General features: G+C 63.5%; 12 protein-coding genes and 1 pseudogene. 6 read left to right on the top strand and 7 right to left on the bottom strand.

Translation table 11 applies throughout. The annotated features are described in order from the left end of the window. Nucleotides 1-234 precede the first annotated feature (234 nt). The 5 genes from AC56LW_RS22040 to AC56LW_RS22020 all read right to left on the bottom strand — a co-directional run bounded on the left by AC56LW_RS22040 (nucleotide 235) and on the right by AC56LW_RS22020 (nucleotide 5,027). Entirely contained in the window at nucleotides 235-534 is a 300-nt protein-coding gene (locus AC56LW_RS22040; RefSeq protein ID WP_499637627.1) for a DUF1840 family protein, read from the bottom strand. A 111-nt stretch (nucleotides 535-645) separates the two neighbouring features. Next, complete coding sequence (locus AC56LW_RS22035; protein ID WP_499637624.1) at nucleotides 646-2,199, bottom strand: putative ABC transporter permease subunit; 1,554 nt, start codon at nucleotides 2,197-2,199, stop codon at nucleotides 646-648. Next, nucleotides 2,196-2,930: an ABC transporter ATP-binding protein gene (locus AC56LW_RS22030; protein WP_332532517.1), complete on the bottom strand. Its 735-nt coding sequence runs from the start codon at nucleotides 2,928-2,930 to the stop codon at nucleotides 2,196-2,198. The genes AC56LW_RS22035 and AC56LW_RS22030 overlap by 4 nt, the downstream gene beginning before the upstream one ends. Nucleotides 2,931-2,938: 8 nt before the next feature. Next, nucleotides 2,939-3,445, bottom strand: coding sequence for a hypothetical protein (locus AC56LW_RS22025; protein ID WP_499637621.1), 507 nt, complete (start codon nucleotides 3,443-3,445; stop codon nucleotides 2,939-2,941). Nucleotides 3,446-3,485: 40 nt separating this feature from the next. Next, on the bottom strand, nucleotides 3,486-5,027 hold the full coding sequence (locus AC56LW_RS22020; RefSeq protein WP_499637618.1) for a YifB family Mg chelatase-like AAA ATPase: 1,542 nt from the start codon (nucleotides 5,025-5,027) through the stop codon (nucleotides 3,486-3,488). A 235-nt stretch (nucleotides 5,028-5,262) separates the two neighbouring features. Here AC56LW_RS22020 and AC56LW_RS22015 point away from each other — a divergent pair, with 235 nt between their 5' ends. Beyond that, the gene (locus tag AC56LW_RS22015) at nucleotides 5,263-6,189 is read left to right on the top strand and encodes an ABC transporter ATP-binding protein (protein WP_499637615.1); all 927 of its coding nucleotides are present in this window, start codon (nucleotides 5,263-5,265) and stop codon (nucleotides 6,187-6,189) included. Between the two features lie 9 nt (nucleotides 6,190-6,198). Then, nucleotides 6,199-9,780, top strand: coding sequence for an ABC transporter permease/M1 family aminopeptidase (locus tag AC56LW_RS22010; protein ID WP_499637612.1), 3,582 nt, complete (start codon nucleotides 6,199-6,201; stop codon nucleotides 9,778-9,780). A gap of 31 nt (nucleotides 9,781-9,811) precedes the next feature. Here AC56LW_RS22010 and AC56LW_RS22005 read toward each other — a convergent pair whose 3' ends face one another. Together AC56LW_RS22005 and AC56LW_RS22000 are read right to left on the bottom strand one after the other, a co-directional pair. After that, nucleotides 9,812-10,330 (bottom strand): DUF1579 family protein, encoded by a 519-nt coding sequence (locus AC56LW_RS22005; RefSeq protein WP_499637610.1) that lies wholly within the window; start codon nucleotides 10,328-10,330, stop codon nucleotides 9,812-9,814. A gap of 298 nt (nucleotides 10,331-10,628) precedes the next feature. Next, a pseudogene (locus AC56LW_RS22000) lies at nucleotides 10,629-10,862 on the bottom strand (accessory factor UbiK family protein); the annotation flags it as partial. A 261-nt stretch (nucleotides 10,863-11,123) separates the two neighbouring features. Between AC56LW_RS22000 and AC56LW_RS21995 the strand changes: the two are divergent. From AC56LW_RS21995 to gshA, 4 genes are all read left to right on the top strand, one after another. Then, nucleotides 11,124-11,858, top strand: coding sequence for a TorF family putative porin (locus tag AC56LW_RS21995; RefSeq protein WP_332532523.1), 735 nt, complete (start codon nucleotides 11,124-11,126; stop codon nucleotides 11,856-11,858). Nucleotides 11,859-11,877: 19 nt separating this feature from the next. Then, nucleotides 11,878-12,216 (top strand): P-II family nitrogen regulator, encoded by a 339-nt coding sequence (gene glnK, locus AC56LW_RS21990; protein WP_137171558.1) that lies wholly within the window; start codon nucleotides 11,878-11,880, stop codon nucleotides 12,214-12,216. 14 nt (nucleotides 12,217-12,230) lie between these two features. Further along, nucleotides 12,231-13,631 carry an ammonium transporter gene (locus AC56LW_RS21985; RefSeq protein WP_183556644.1) on the top strand — a complete coding sequence of 467 codons (1,401 nt, stop codon included), beginning with the start codon at nucleotides 12,231-12,233 and terminating at the stop codon, nucleotides 13,629-13,631. A 161-nt stretch (nucleotides 13,632-13,792) separates the two neighbouring features. After that, entirely contained in the window at nucleotides 13,793-15,094 is a 1,302-nt protein-coding gene (gene gshA / locus AC56LW_RS21980; RefSeq protein WP_332532525.1) for a glutamate--cysteine ligase, read from the top strand. Nucleotides 15,095-15,129 lie beyond the last annotated feature (35 nt).

Here is a 15,129-nt window from a genome sequence, read left to right as displayed (position 1 = left end):
CCGTGAAACGACTTTGCGCCGATGATAGTGCTGCAACCAGTGTGAAAGTAGGTTATCGTCAGGCTAGTTATATAGAAAAGCCCCACTCAGTGATCTGAGTGGGGCTTTTCGCTTTGGGCGACGATATTCACGTGATCAGATAACCAGTGCCAATCGACCGATGTGACGCAAAAAAGCCCGCTGACTCACATCAGCGGGCTTTTTACCTGCAGACAAGGATAAACCAAAGCCTGCTTACACACCCCAAAGGATATCGGTCTTGTTATCACGCGCCGAGCGCAGCATTTCCAGCAGCGGATACATGCGGGTCGAGAAACTGACGACCTCGATCGCCTGATGCTCATGGTCGTCTTCATCGCGGTGATGCGCATGCACATCGTGCGCCACCTGATCCGACACCTGATGCTTGCGGGACTCTTCGATCTCGTCCTCGATCAGCGAAATCACTTGGGTGGCCTCCGCCGACGTGATCACGCCGCGTTCCGGCTCCTTGTGCAGCAGGTCAAGGATACGTTTGGCATGTTCCTGATACATCAGAACTTCTGGATACGTTTTGCATTTAAATGTAATCAACATAGCTATCTCTTGGTTTTGTTAGTAATTAAACGATAGCACGACTCGCGCCCCTTCACAGTGCGGTCGCGCTCACACCGTCCGACGCCGCAACATCCAGGCAATGCCAGGTACAGCAATGGCGAACGACGCAGCCCCCGCTGCGACGAGGATGCCCATGTGGTCCAAAGGCCCAAGCGCGGCAGCCGACAGCAGCCATCCCAACGCGCCCCACGCCAGGCTGTTGAACAATTCAAGCACGTTCATCACCAGGCCTCCTTTGCCACGCCCTTTAAAATTGCTGCGCACGCCAGGCCGCCCGCACCAGAACACCACCAGGCCGGCGCCCACGACAGCGCCGCACACGACCAGGAGTCCGACCAGCCCGGCGGTCGGCATCCGCACTGTCAGCCATAGCAGAGGAACAGCCACCAACCCCAGCACCGGCATCATGGCCGCTGCCAGCTTGGCGCGCCGTACAGTGCGCTGCGATGCAGGCGATACCAGCAGCAGATCCGGCGCATCCTCGGCCGACAACGCAATCCATGCCAACGCACCAGTTAGCGAACTGCACAGCAACGCCAGGCCCGCGCCGATGGCTTGCACCTGCACATCGGCGCGCTTGAAAATCAGGAAGAACAACGGCAGCAAAAACAGTATTTGCAGCATCACCTGCGACAGCAACTGCGGATCGCGCACGATCAGGCGCCATTCCTTGATGACGACCGTGCGAAACAGGCTACGCCCGAAGCGGGGCTGCGGCGTTGTCGATGACGCCTTGCCCGCAGCGATCGAAGGCGTCGACGCAGCCATTTGCAGTCCGCGCGCAAAGAAGCGATGCGTGCGCCAGGTGGTCAGCACGAACATGCCGCATGCGAGGGCGCCGAGCAGCAGCACCGGCAACGGCTCACCCAGCATCGCCCGCGCCGGCAGCCAGAGAAGGTTATCCCGCGCATTCTCGGCCTGCACCATCCCCAGCACGGTATCGCGAATGCCGTCCTGTGTTTGCCTGGATGTGAGCGCATGCAGCTGCGACGCGATGACCAGCAGCGCGCCAGCCAGCGCCCCCACGATCTGCGCCACGACGCGTGTACGGCGCGCACCGAGCACGCGCACGAGGCCAAGCGTGAGCAGCATGGCGCCACAGCTGCACAGCACCGCAAGGGCGATCACGCCCGGATAGATCCCGAGCCAGCGAAATTGGCCCTGCAGCAGCCCCGCATGCGCGAACGGCGCCAGCAAAAACAGGTACAGCGCCGCCGTACCCGCGCACACGCCCAACAGCCGCACCGTGAAAATGCTGCGCGAGGGCAGGGGTGACGACAGCAGCAAATCGAGGTCGCTGCGCTCGAACATCACGACGACGCATGCCTTGATCGCCGATGACAGCATGAAGGTCGTGGCCACGATCAGCAGCGCGGACACCGCCAGCAGGATGCGCGGATCGTCCCCCGGCATGCCGGCCAGCTGGCGCACGACAAACCAGCTTGCGACATGCATGACGATACAGCCAGCAGCCGCCAGACCGAGCGCCAGATTGCCTGGCCGGCGCCGCCCGTCCGCCGCTTTGCCGCCCGCCGCATTGAACCAGGCAAGCCGCAGCTCGTGCCGCAGCAGCCAGCCGACGCTGCCCGGCGCCAGCCTCATGGCGCCGCCATCAGGTGCAGGAACATGTCTTCGAGGCTGCCGCCCTGCGTACGCTCGCGCAGCGCGTCCAGCGTGCCTTCGGCGATCAGCCGGCCCTGGCGGATGATGCCGATGCGGTGCGCCAGGCGCTCGGCCACTTCGAGTATGTGCGTTGTCAGGATGACGGTGCCGCCCTTGGCCACGTGCGCCAGCAGCAGGTCTTTCACCTGGCGCGCTGCCGCTGCATCCAGGCCAGTGAGCGGTTCGTCGAGGATCAAGAGTTCCGGGTCGTGGATCAGGGCGCCGGCCAGCGCGAGCTTCTGCTTCATCCCGCGCGAAAAACCTTCGGTCAGCTCGTGCGCATGCTGGCTCAGGTCAAGCCAGTCGAGTAGTTCGCGTGCGCGCGGTTCAGCATCCTGCGCCGGCACGCCCCACAGGCCCGCGACGAATTCGAGATACTCGAACGGCTTGAGCTTCCCGTACAACATTGGCTCGTCCGGCAGGTAGGCCAGCTTGGCTTTGGCCGCTGCCGGCGCCGCAGTCATGTCCACGCCGAGCACCTCGATCGTGCCGGCGTCGGGCGCCAGCAGGCCCGTGACCAGGCGCAGCGTTGTCGTCTTGCCGGCGCCGTTCGGCCCGAGCAATGCATAGAACTCGCCGCGCCGGACCAGCAGGTCGAGGCCATCGACGGCAGGGCGGCCGAACTGCTTGCGCAGGCCGACCAGGCGCAGGGCGGGGAGCTGGTCATCCATGGAAGACCTCAGAAGCTCGTGAAGGATGTGAGAAACTGCTCGACCTGTTCCGGCGGCGTCTTGCCTGCAGGGCCAAGCACGATGACCTGGTAGACGCGGTTGCCCTTCGCGGCGAAGCGCCCGCTCAGGTGCATTGGCGTACCCTGGCCGGCGCCCGTGACATCGACGCTCAGGTCATTGGTGGCCGCAGCGTCGGGCGCGCCGATATTGCGCAGCAGCGCCAGGCGCATGGCCGGCAGCGCCGCCTGCGCGCGCGCCGCATCGGGTGCGACTGCAGTACCCACGGCGAACGTCGTGTTGTCGACCTTGGCCGCCGTCATTGTCATCTCGACCTGCAAACCGTTCAGGTCCACCGTGCGGGTCAGGGTCGCGGGCTTGGCTGGAAACAGCGCCTTGAAGCGACCGTCCTCGCTCGTGTAGTCACGCCAGTTATACGCCGGACTGCAGCCGGCCAGCAGCGCGCCGGCCAGGAGGATCGGGACAATCTGCAAGGCACGCACGGTAGAGGGTCGCATGCGTCGATGGTAACAGCAGCGCCGCAGAACGCAAGACCTGCTAATCGCCCTGCAACGCGCGCCGGTACCCGATCGCCTCGGCCACGTGCGTGGCTGCCACGTGTTCGCTGCCGGCCAGGTCGGCCACCGTGCGCGCCACTTTAAGAACGCGGTGATACGCGCGCGCCGACCAGTGCAGATGCCGGGCCGTGGCATGCAACAGGCGCCCACCGGCGTCGTCAGGCGCGCAATAACGGTCGATGTCGCGCGGGCCGAGGTGGCTGTTGGGCCAGCCCTGGCGCGCCATCTGCAGTGCGCGCGCCTGCGCCACACGCACTGCAATCACGCTGCTCGGTTCCCCGTCGGCGCCTGCGCCCATGCTCTCCGGCCCCAGCGCCGCGACCGGCAACTGGATATCGATGCGATCGAGCAGAGGTCCCGAGATGCGGCTCTGGTAACGCCGCACGGAGGCCTCAAGGCAGCGGCACTTGCCGCTGGCATGACCGAGCCAGCCGCACGGACACGGGTTCATCGCCGCGATGAGCTGAAAGCGTGCCGGAAAATCGGCCTGGTGCGCCGCGCGCGAAATCGTGATCTGGCCCGATTCGAGCGGCTCGCGCAGCACCTCGAGGACACGCCGGTCGAACTCGGGCAGCTCGTCCAGAAACAATACCCCATGATGCGCGAGCGAGACTTCACCAGGCCGCGGCACGCTGCCACCGCCCACCAGCGCTACGCCGGACGTCGTGTGATGCGGGCTGCGAAACGGCCGCTGACGCCAGCGCTGTGGCGAGAAGCCCCCTGCCAGCGATTGCACGGCAGCCGATTCGAGGGCCTCGGCATCGCTCATCAATGGCAGCAAGCCAGGCAGGCGCGCCGCCAGCATGCTCTTGCCCGCGCCGGGCGGGCCGACCAGCAAACATGAATGCGCGCCGGCCGCCGCCACCTCGAGCGCGCGCTTGGCATGCTGCTGACCCTTGACGTCGGCGAAATCAGGGTAGTACACCGCCTGCGCAAGGGGCGGCCCCACATGCCGCACCAGCTTGGGCGCATCGGGTGCGTTGGCGAAGTGCGCGCAGACTTCGAGCAGCGTGCGCGCCGGCAGGATCTCGGCTGCGTCGACCAGCGCCGCTTCGTCGGCATTGGCCAGCGGCAGGATGAAAGCCCGGTCCTGCAGGTCGGTCTGTGAAGCAGATTCTGAAGAACCCGCACATACCATCGCAAACGCCATCGCCAATGCACCACGAATCGGCCGCAGCTCGCCCGACAGCGACAATTCGCCAGCAAACTCGTAGCGCGCCAGTGTATCGCCCCGTATCTGATGCGATGCAGCCAGGATACCCAGTGCGATCGGCAGATCGAAGCGGCCGGATTCCTTGGGCAGATCAGCCGGCGCGAGATTGATCGTGATGCGGCGCGGCGGGATATCGAAGCCCGAATTCTGCAACGCCGCGCGCACGCGGTCTTTCGCTTCGCGCACTTCGGTGTCTGGCAAGCCCACGATCGTCCAGCCCGGAAGACCGTTGGCCAGATGCACTTCGACATTGACGGGCGGCGCGGCCATGCCGGCCAGCGCGCGGCTTTTGAGGACGGCAAGACTCATTGGATTCCTTCCGCATGACGCCAGGGTGCCCCATCCTAAAGCGGGCACCGCGCCACCGTTTGAGAGCGAACAGGCGTGCGCGCTTGCCCGTTCATGACAGGTGCATATACCGGTCATCTCGTCGTTCATGCCGCAATTCATACCGTCTGTCACAAAATGCTGACATTGCTTTTTGTTAACGTTACATTGATCGTGAACAGCACCACAACCGCAACCGTCCCCGGAGAATCAGTCCATGCTATCGATCAAGCAGCTCAACAAGACCTATGCCAACGGCGTCAAGGCGATCAACAACGTCAGTCTCGAGATCCCGAACGGCATGTTCGGCCTGCTCGGGCCCAACGGTGCCGGCAAGTCGTCGCTGATGCGCACGATCGCCACGCTGCAGGACCCAGACAGCGGCAGCATCGATTTCAATGGCCTGGATGTGTTGAAGGACAAGGAAGGCTTGCGCCGCCAGCTCGGCTACCTGCCGCAGGACTTCGGCGTCTACCCGAAGGTGAGCGCCGAAAAACTGCTGAACCACTTCGCCGTCCTCAAGGGCCTGACGTCCAAGGGGGAGCGCAAGGAGATGGTCGAAGCGCTGCTGCACCAGACCAATCTGTGGGAAGCGCGTTCGCGTGGCCTGGGTACCTTTTCGGGGGGCATGCGCCAGCGCTTCGGCATCGCGCAGGCGCTGCTTGGCGCGCCGCGCCTGGTGATCGTCGACGAACCGACCGCGGGTCTCGATCCCGATGAACGCAACCGCTTCCTGAACCTGCTGGCCAAGATCGGCGAGCAGGTGGTCGTGATTCTGTCGACCCACATCGTCGAAGACGTCACCGATCTGTGCCCGCGCATGGCGATGATCGCGAAGGGCACCGTGCTGCTGCAGGGCGAGCCACAAGCCGCGATCGATACGCTCAGGAGCCGCGTGTGGCGCCGCACCGTCAGCCAGGAAGCGCTGGCCGATTACCAGCGCAATTTCAATGTGCTCTCCACGCGCCTGGTGGCGGGGCGCCCGCAGATCAACGTGTTTGCCGAGTCGCAGCCGGACGACGGCTTCGTCAGCGTCGAGCCAGACCTGGAAGACGTCTACTTCCTCCAGATCCGCAATGCCAACCGCGCGGGCGTTTCAACGACCGATGCGGCGCCGGCATCCACCGCACCAGTCGTGGCGTAAGGAGCCGGCATGCTACGGGAATTCTTCAAGTTCGAGCTGGGCATCCAGCTGCGCCAGCCGCTGTTGTGGGTGTGCGCGCTGATCTTCGGCGCGCTGGCCTTTGGCGCGACCACCACCGATGCGATTCAGATCGGCGGCAGCATCGGCAACGTCAATCGCAATGCGCCGGTCGTCGTCGCGCAACTGCTCGGCGTCTTCAGCCTGATGTCGATGTTCGTCGTCACCATCTTCATCGCCGGCTCGGTGCTGCGCGATGGCGACGTCGGCATCTCCGACATGCTGTTTGCCACGCCGATGAAAAAGCACGATTACCTCGTCGGCCGTTTCCTGGCGGGCCTGCTGGCCTGCATGGTGATTTTCGCGGTGATCGTGGCGGGCATGATGCTCGGCCCTCTGATGCCGTGGATCGACGCCGAGCGCGTGGGACCGTTCCCCGGCGCCGCCTACCTGTGGGCGCTGTGCGTGCTGGTGGTGCCGAACCTGCTGTTCATCGGCGCCTTGCTGATGCTGCTGGCTTCAACCACACGCTCGATCATGATGGTGTATGTGGGCGTGATGGCGTTCTTCGTGCTGTGGATCCTGGCCGGCAAATTCACCAGCAATATCGACAATGAGTGGTTCGCCGTGCTGGCCGACCCGTTCGGCCTGCGCGCCCTGGGCCGCGCCACGCGTTACTTCTCCACCGCCGAATCGAATGCCGGCCTGCCGGCCATCGGGGGCTATATGCTGGCCAACCGGCTGTTGTGGAGCGTGGTCGGCCTGGCGCTGCTTGGCCTGACGCTGGCGCTGTTCAAGCCGCAGCGCGCCGGCACCGGCAAGCGCCTGTTCGGCAGGGCCAAAGCTGCAGCGCCGGCCGCCGGCACGCCGGCGCACGTCGCGCTGCCACGCATCGCCCCGCGCTTCACACGCGCCACGCGCTGGACCCAGTGCTGGCACATCTTCGTCTTCGATGCGGTCGCCGTCTTCAAGAGCGTGCCGTTCCTGGTCATGCTGCTGTTCGGCGTGCTCAATATGGTGGGCAGCTCGAGTCAACTGCACCAGATGTTCGGCACCGATGTCTATCCGCGCACCTACCTGATGATCGAGCTGCTCAAGGGCAGCTACAACTTCCTGCTGCTGATCATCGTGATCTTTTATGCCGGTGAACTGATCTTCAAGGAGCGCCAGGCCGGCATCGCCGACGTGAGCGACGCAATGCCAATGCCGAACTGGGCGCCGCTGGTGGCGAAAAGTCTGGCCCTCGTTGGCGTGGTGCTGGCCTTCCTGTTTGCCGGCATCCTGACCGCGATCGCCATCCAGTTGTACAAGGGCGGCGCGCCGATCGAACCGATGGTGTATCTGCAGGGCGTGTTCATGGCCGGCACGCCGTACATCCTGATGGCGCTGATCGCGGTGGCGCTGCAGGTGGTCACGAACAACAAGTTTCTGGGTTACCTGTTCATGATCGTACTGATCGTGGCGCAGATTGTCCTGTCGGTCCTGCACTTCGATCACAACCTGTACAACATCGGTCTGCTACCCGAGACGCCGTACTCGGACATGAACGGCTTCGGCCACTTCGTCGCAGGCTGGTCGTGGTTCGCGCTGTACTGGACCCTGTTTGTCGTGGCGGGCCTGATCGTGGCCCAGGCGTTCTGGGTGCGCGGCCTGTCGGTCGAGTGGCGCACCCGCACGCGTGAAGCCACGCGGCGCCTCAAGAGTGCATCGGGCGTTGCGCTGGCTGCCTGCACGATCGCGTTCGCGCTGGTGGGCGGCTGGATCTTCCACAATACCGTCACGCTGGGCCGCTACGAAGCGCAGAACGTGGCGATGGACAAGCAGGCCAGATACGAAAAGACCTACCGCAAGTACAAGGACCTGCCGCACGTGAAGATCGTCGACGTGCGTGCCGCGGTGGACATTTACCCGGCCGAGCGACGCGTGATGGTCAAGGGCCGCTACGTCTTCGAGAACAAGACGAGCCAGCCGCTCGACACGCTGCGCCTGCAGGTCAATCCGGACGTCGTGACCACGTTTGCTGGTCTGCCCGCGCACACGGTCGTCCTGGACGACCAGGTGGCAGGCTTCCGGATACTCAAGCTCGCGCAGCCAACGGCGCCGGGCGCCCGCCTGGCGCTGGACTTCACGGTGGACGTGCGCCGTCCCGGTTTTTCCAACGCGGGCAGGGGCGACACGCTCAACCTGAACGGCACGTTCTTCAACAACCGCGAGTTCTTCCCGCTGGTCGGCTACCAGAGCGAGTTCGAACTGCTGGACCGCAACGAGCGCCGCAAGCGCGGCCTGGGTGAACCGGAGCGCATGGCCAAGCTCGAAAACCAGGCGGCCCGCGCCAACACGATGTTCGGGGACGACGCCGACTGGATCAGTTTCGACACCACCGTTTCCACGAGTGGTGACCAGATTGCGCTGGCGCCGGGCTACCTGCAAAAGGCGTGGAAGGAAAACGGCCGCAACTACTATCGCTACAAGATGGACCAGAAGATGATGCCGTTCTTCGCCTACTTATCAGCCAACTGGCAGGTGAAGAAGGGCGACTGGCACGGCATTCCTATCGAGATCTATCACGATCCAAAGCACGCCTACAACGTGGACCGGATGATCGCGGGCACGCAAAAGTCGCTCGACTACTTCACGACCCAGTTCACGCCCTACCAGCACAAGCAGGTGCGCATCCTGGAATTTCCGAACTACCAGCGCTTTGCGCAATCGTTCGCCAACACGATCCCGTTCTCGGAATCGATCGGCTTTATCGCCGACCTGCGCAACAAGGAGGACATCGACTACGTCTTCTACGTGACGGCGCACGAGATGGCGCACCAGTGGTGGGGCCACCAGGTCACGGCCGCGAATGTGCAGGGCGCGAGCATGCTGATCGAATCGCTGGCGCAGTACTCGGCGCTGATGGTGATGGAGAAGGAATACGGCCCGCACAAGATGCGCCGTTTCCTGCGCTATGAGCTGGACCGCTATCTCAGTTCGCGCGGCGCCGAAAAGATCGAGGAACTGCCGCTGGTGCGCGTGGAAAACCAGGACTACATCCACTACCGCAAGGGCAGCCTGGTGTTCTACCGGCTGCGCGACGAGATCGGCGAAGCGGCGCTCAACCGCGCCCTCAAGCGCTTCCTGCAGGACAAGGGCTATCAGGAGGCGCCGTTTGCGACCTCCGCCGAACTGGTGGACTACATTCGCGCCGAAGCCCCGGTCGGCAAGCACGCGCTGATCGCCGACCTGTTCGAACGCATCGTCTTCTACGATAACCGCGTGACCGAAGCAAAAGCCGTCAAGCGCCCGGACGGACAGTGGGATGTGACGATGAGACTGCATCTGGCGAAGATGCAGGCCGACGGCAAGGGGCAGGAAACGCCGCGCACCTACGATGAGGCGGTGGAAATCGGCGTGTTCGCACGCGCGAACGATGCCAAGGAATCGGACGAGCGGGTGCTGTTATTGGAGAAGCGCGTACTGCGGGGCGAGAATCCGACCGTGACGGTGACCGTCAAGGAGCAGCCGTTCGACGTTGGCATTGACCCGTACAACAAGCTGATCGACCGCGTGGCGCGTGACAACCGCAAGGAGGTCAGTATCGATTGAAGCCCGCCGGCCCGGGCGCGCTCAGTCGCGCTCAGTCGCGCCTGAGGGCGTAGCCGGCGAAGTGCTTCCACGAGCCGTCCGGCTGCGCCGCCTCGAGCGCGAATTGCCACGTCGCGCTGGCCGGATCGAAACGCCAGGTATTGCGAAACGGGCCGCTCGGGTAGGGAATGGTGAATGTGACGACGTTGCCGGCGATGTCGCCACTGCCGTGCGGGACCGAATACTTTGCGCCGAAGCTGTCCATCCAGTGCGCGATGATGGTCTTGCTGGCGGCGTCATAGCCGACGAAGACGGCCGCTTCGTACTGCGCGGGCACCTGCACGTCCTGCATGCGCAGTTCGGTGAATGTGCCGTGCAAGGCCGGCTTGGCCACCATGCGGTAGGTGACCGGTTTGCCCCGCACATCACCCGTCATGGTCCAGGCGCCATCAAGCTGGCGCAGGATCTCGGGACGTACGTCACCACCGGCAGCGGTTGCCTGCGCGTGGATCGCGGCTGGCATGGCCAGCAGGGTACAGGTGGTGATCAGCGCGGCAAACTGTCGGGTCATCGTGGTCTCCGTAAAGACAACCAGTATAAGCCGGGATGCGCGTCAAAAGATGGCGACACGGGCGTGCCGCTGGTGCTGAGGCCACCCGCGCGAGGCGGGCTGGCCCGTGGACTGTTTAATGCTTGTCCAGCGCTGGCGGCACGACGATCGTCGGGTCTTCCGGTGCAGCCGGGAATGGCGCGGTGGCCGATGGCGCAGCGCCTGGCATCGGAATCGCCGAGCTGCCCGAGGTTGGGAAAGCGGCCGATGCCGAGGCCGCTGTCGCCGACGTTGCCGACGGCGTCGTGGCGCTGCCTGCACCCAGTTTGGCTTCGAGCTCGCTCACGCGCAGCTCGAGCGCCTCGAGCTTGCTGCGGGTCTTGGCCAGCACCTGGGCCTGGATATCGAATTCCTCGCGCGTGACCAGATCGAGCTTGGAAAAGCCCGACGTCATGGCTGCCTTCACATTGCGTTCAATGTCCTTGGCCGGACCGCTCTCGAGCGCCTGGTTGATCTTGCCCTGCAAGTCGCTGAAGAAGTTGCTATTACTCATATCCATTTCCCTTTCTGCCGAGGCCGCACGCTCCATGATGGTGCAATGTGACCTGATGTGGTGCGCCGAACGGCCGTCTGGGTGCCGTATGCGGTCCGTTGTGTTGTAGCAAAACCGATGTGGGGCGTGTTTACCAAAAAAACAAGGACCTTTTTCCTCTTTATGAGCTGGCACGCATCCTGCTAAATAAAACATAGATAAAGAACATCACAAGGATCCACAAGCAGTCATTTTTCATGTTGTTCATCAAGGGGGTTTGTCATGAAGTGCAAAGCAAAATTCAGCGCAGTTGTCCTGGCAGTGTTGGCGCTTACCAGCGCTCCGGGCATGGCACAGGAACAACCCGCCGAACACCAGGTGAGCTACAACGCGAGCATCACCAGCGACTACCGTTACCGCGGCCTGTCGCAAACAGCCCTCGACCCGGCCCTCCAGGGCGGCGTCGACTACGTACATGGCCCATCCGGCTTCTACGTGGGTACCTGGCTTTCCACCATCAAATGGACGAAAGACCTGGGCGGCGACGGCAATATCGAATGGGACGTCTATGGCGGCAAGCGCGGTCAGTTGAGCGACGCGATCAGCTATGACATCGGCGGCCTGTATTACTACTATCCGGACAACGGGTTGAACCCAAGCGCGAACACGTTCGAGCTGTACGGCAAACTCGGCTACGGCCCGGCCTATATCAAGTACTCGCACTCGACGACCAATCTGTTCGGCACCGCAGACAGCAAGCGCAGCGGCTACCTGGACGTGGGCGCCGACATCGACGTCAGCAACGGCTTCATCCTGAACCTGCACGTCGGGCGCCAGAAACTGAAGAACAACAGCGCGTTTTCGTACACCGACTACAAGGTCGGCGTCACCAAAGACTTCGGCGTCGCCACCGTGGCGCTGGCGTGGCACAAGGCGAATACCGACGCCTACCTGAGCCCGGAAGGCAAGAATCTCGGCAAGTCCGCCGCCGTGCTGTCCGTCTCAAAAACTTTTTGATTGCAAAAGAGGCAATACCATGAAAATGATCACCGCCATCATCAAGCCCTTCAAGCTCGACGAGGTGCGAGAGGCACTGTCGGAAATCAACGTGCAAGGCATGACGGTGACCGAAGTGAAGGGTTTCGGTCGCCAGAAGGGCCACACCGAGCTGTACCGTGGTGCCGAGTACGTCGTCGACTTCCTGCCCAAGATCAAGATCGAAGCCGCGGTCGACGACGCCATCGTCGACCAGGTCATCGATGCGATCCAGGGCGCTGCCCGCACCGGCAAGATCGGTGACGGCAAGATCTTCGTGGCCGACCTGAACCAGGTCATCCGTATCCGTACCGGCGAGACCGGCAACGACGCACTGTAAGAAGGAATGTTTTCATGAAGCGTATAACTACAACGATACTGACCGCCTTGCTGGGCCTGGGCGTTGCCCTGCCGGCCATGGCGGCGCCGTCCATCAACAAGGGGGATACGGCCTGGATGTTCGTCGCCACGCTGCTGGTGATCCTGATGACCATTCCCGGCCTGGCGCTGTTCTACGGCGGCCTCGTGCGCGCCAAGAACATGCTGTCGGTGCTGATGCAGGTGATGATGGTATTTGCCCTCGTCATCGTGCTGTGGTGCCTGTACGGCTACTCGCTGGCCTTCACGCAGGGCAACGCGTTCATCGGCGGCTTCGACCGCGCCTTCCTGCAAGGCATCTGGGATCCGGTTGCCGGCAAGTTTGCGATGGCCGCGACCTTCAGCAAAGAGACGATGATCCCCGAATTCATCTTCGTCGCCTTCCAGGGCACCTTCGCAGCGATTACCTGCGCGCTGATCGTCGGCGCCTTTGCCGAACGCGCCAAGTTCGCGGCCGTGCTGGTGTTCGTCGTGCTGTGGTTCACGTTCGGCTACCTGCCGGTCGCGCACATGGTCTGGTTCTGGGCCGGTCCTGACGCCATCACCGACGCCGCCTCGCTGCAAACCGTTACCGCAGCTGCCGGCTACCTGTGGCAGCAGGGCGCGCTCGACTTCGCGGGCGGCACCGTGGTGCACATCAATTCGGCCGTGGCCGGCCTGGTGGGTGCCTATGTGATCGGCAAGCGGATCGGTTACGGCCGTGAATCGATGGCGCCACACTCGCTGCCGATGACGATGGTTGGCGCATCGCTGCTGTGGGTCGGCTGGTTCGGCTTCAATGCCGGCTCGGCACTCGAAGCAGGCGACGTGGCGGCACTGGCGTTCCTGAACACGCTGCTGGCCACCGCTGGTGCGACCCTCACCTGGGTGCTGGGCGAGTGGATCTTCAAGCACAAGCCATCGATGCTGGGCGCCGCATCGGGCGCCGTGTCGGGCCTGGTGGCCATCACCCCGGGCGCCGGCTTCGTCGGTCCGATGGGCGCGCTGGTCATCGGCCTGCTGGCCGGTATCGTCTGCCTGTGGGGCGTGACGGGTCTGAAGCGCCTGCTGCGCGCCGACGATTCGCTCGACGTGTTCGGCGTGCACGGCGTGGGCGGTATCCTGGGCGCGATGCTGACCGGCGTGTTTGCGTCGCCGGCACTGGGCGGGCAGGGCGTGTGGGATTACACGACCAATGCCATGAACACGAGCTACTCGATCGTCGGCCAGCTGTGGATCCAGGCCCATGCGATCGGCGTGACCGTCATCTGGTCGGCGGTGGTCGCCTTCATCGCCTTCAAGCTGGTCGATATCGTGATCGGTCTGCGTGTGCCGGAAGAAGAGGAACGCGAAGGCCTGGACATCACGAGCCACGGCGAGTCGGCCTACCGTTATTGATCCGCTCAGTCGTCGGTTGTCCCTGAAAACGTCGTCTCCGCACAAGCGGGGACGGCGTTTTTTGCATTCTTCGCATTGCCCTTTAAAATACCCGGACCAACCCCATATGCGATTCCCACCTTAATTAACAACAAGAAGCGCACAACAAGGACGTCCAATCAATGGTTCCGCACCTCGCCACCGCCCAGACCGGTCCTTTGCTGGACCTGGAAAAGAAAATCCTCGAAGCCACGCCTGCCATCGAGCGCTGGTTCCGCCTCGAGTGGCAGGAGCACACGCCGCCATTTTATTGCTCGGTCGATCTGCGCAATGCCGGCTACAAGCTCGCGCCGGTGGACACCAACCTGTTCCCGGGCGGCTTCAATAACCTGGCCAGCGAGATGCTGCCGCTGACGGTGCAGGCGGCCATGGCCGCCGTCGACAAGTATTGCCCGGACGCGCGCAACCTGCTGCTGGTGCCGGACGCCGACCGCCGCAGCCCGATCTATCTGCAGAACGTCGCGCGCCTGATGCAGATCTTCCGCCAGACCGGCTTGCATGTCCGTCTTGGCACGTTCTCGCCCGACATCACCGAGCCGACGCCGCTGGCGCTGCCGGACGGCAATATGCTCGTGCTCGAGCCGCTCGTGCGCTCGGCCAATGGCCGCCGGGTCGGCCTGCCCGACTTCGATCCGTGCACCATCCTACTCAACAATGACCTGTCGGGCGGCATTCCGTCGATCCTGGAGAACGTCCACGAGCAAGCTTTGCTGCCGCCACTGCACGCCGGCTGGGCGCTGCGCCGCAAGAGCAATCACCTCAAGGCGCTGGACGAAGTGGCCAAGAAGTTCGGCAAGCTGATCGACATCGATCCGTGGCTGGTCAACCCGCTGCACAGCACCTGCGCCGAAGTTGACCTGCGCGAGAACGTTGGCACCGAAGCGCTGGCCGACGACGTCTCGGCGCTGTTCTCGAAGATCAAGAAGAAGTACAAGGAATACGGCATGAAGGAGCGCAAGCCCTTCGTGATCCTCAAGCCCGACGCCGGCACCTATGGCATGGGCATCATGACCATCAAGGACGCGAGCGAAGTGCGCGACCTGACACCGGCCCAGCGCGCGCGCATGTCGGTGGTCAAGGATGGCGTGGCCGTGACCGATCTGATCATCCAGGAAGGCGTGCCCACCTTCGAATCGATCGACGACGCCGTCGCCGAACCGGTCGTCTACATGATCGACCGCTATGTCGTGGGTGGCTTCTACCGCGTGCACGCCGAGCGCGGCATCGACCAGAACCTCAATGCCCCCGGTTCGCAGTTCGTGCCGCTGGCGTTCGCGCAGCAGCATGCGATGCCCGATCCGAAGGCCAAGCCGGGCACCGCCGCGCCCAACCGCTTTTACGTGTATGGCGTGGTCGCGCGCCTGGGCATGCTGGCCGCATCGCTGGAACTCGAACGCACCGATCCGAATCCGGAAGTGTACTGACGCACTGCGTCCGGCAAACCTCGGGGCCTCGCCCG

It is taken from the genome of Telluria sp. LT2P80, assembly GCF_059685955.1.
This window is presented reverse-complemented; position numbering and strand designations above follow the sequence as displayed.

Coding starts and splice junctions, on each gene's coding strand:
- AC56LW_RS22040 (WP_499637627.1), bottom strand. CDS start 534: ATGTATCAGGAACATGCCAAACGTATCCTTGACCTGCTGCACAAGGAG.
- AC56LW_RS22035 (WP_499637624.1), bottom strand. CDS start 2,199: ATGAGGCTGGCGCCGGGCAGCGTCGGCTGGCTGCTGCGGCACGAGCTG.
- AC56LW_RS22030 (WP_332532517.1), bottom strand. CDS start 2,930: ATGGATGACCAGCTCCCCGCCCTGCGCCTGGTCGGCCTGCGCAAGCAG.
- AC56LW_RS22025 (WP_499637621.1), bottom strand. CDS start 3,445: ATGCGACCCTCTACCGTGCGTGCCTTGCAGATTGTCCCGATCCTCCTG.
- AC56LW_RS22020 (WP_499637618.1), bottom strand. CDS start 5,027: ATGAGTCTTGCCGTCCTCAAAAGCCGCGCGCTGGCCGGCATGGCCGCG.
- AC56LW_RS22015 (WP_499637615.1), top strand. CDS start 5,263: ATGCTATCGATCAAGCAGCTCAACAAGACCTATGCCAACGGCGTCAAG.
- AC56LW_RS22010 (WP_499637612.1), top strand. CDS start 6,199: ATGCTACGGGAATTCTTCAAGTTCGAGCTGGGCATCCAGCTGCGCCAG.
- AC56LW_RS22005 (WP_499637610.1), bottom strand. CDS start 10,330: ATGACCCGACAGTTTGCCGCGCTGATCACCACCTGTACCCTGCTGGCC.
- AC56LW_RS21995 (WP_332532523.1), top strand. CDS start 11,124: ATGAAGTGCAAAGCAAAATTCAGCGCAGTTGTCCTGGCAGTGTTGGCG.
- glnK (WP_137171558.1), top strand. CDS start 11,878: ATGAAAATGATCACCGCCATCATCAAGCCCTTCAAGCTCGACGAGGTG.
- AC56LW_RS21985 (WP_183556644.1), top strand. CDS start 12,231: ATGAAGCGTATAACTACAACGATACTGACCGCCTTGCTGGGCCTGGGC.
- gshA (WP_332532525.1), top strand. CDS start 13,793: ATGGTTCCGCACCTCGCCACCGCCCAGACCGGTCCTTTGCTGGACCTG.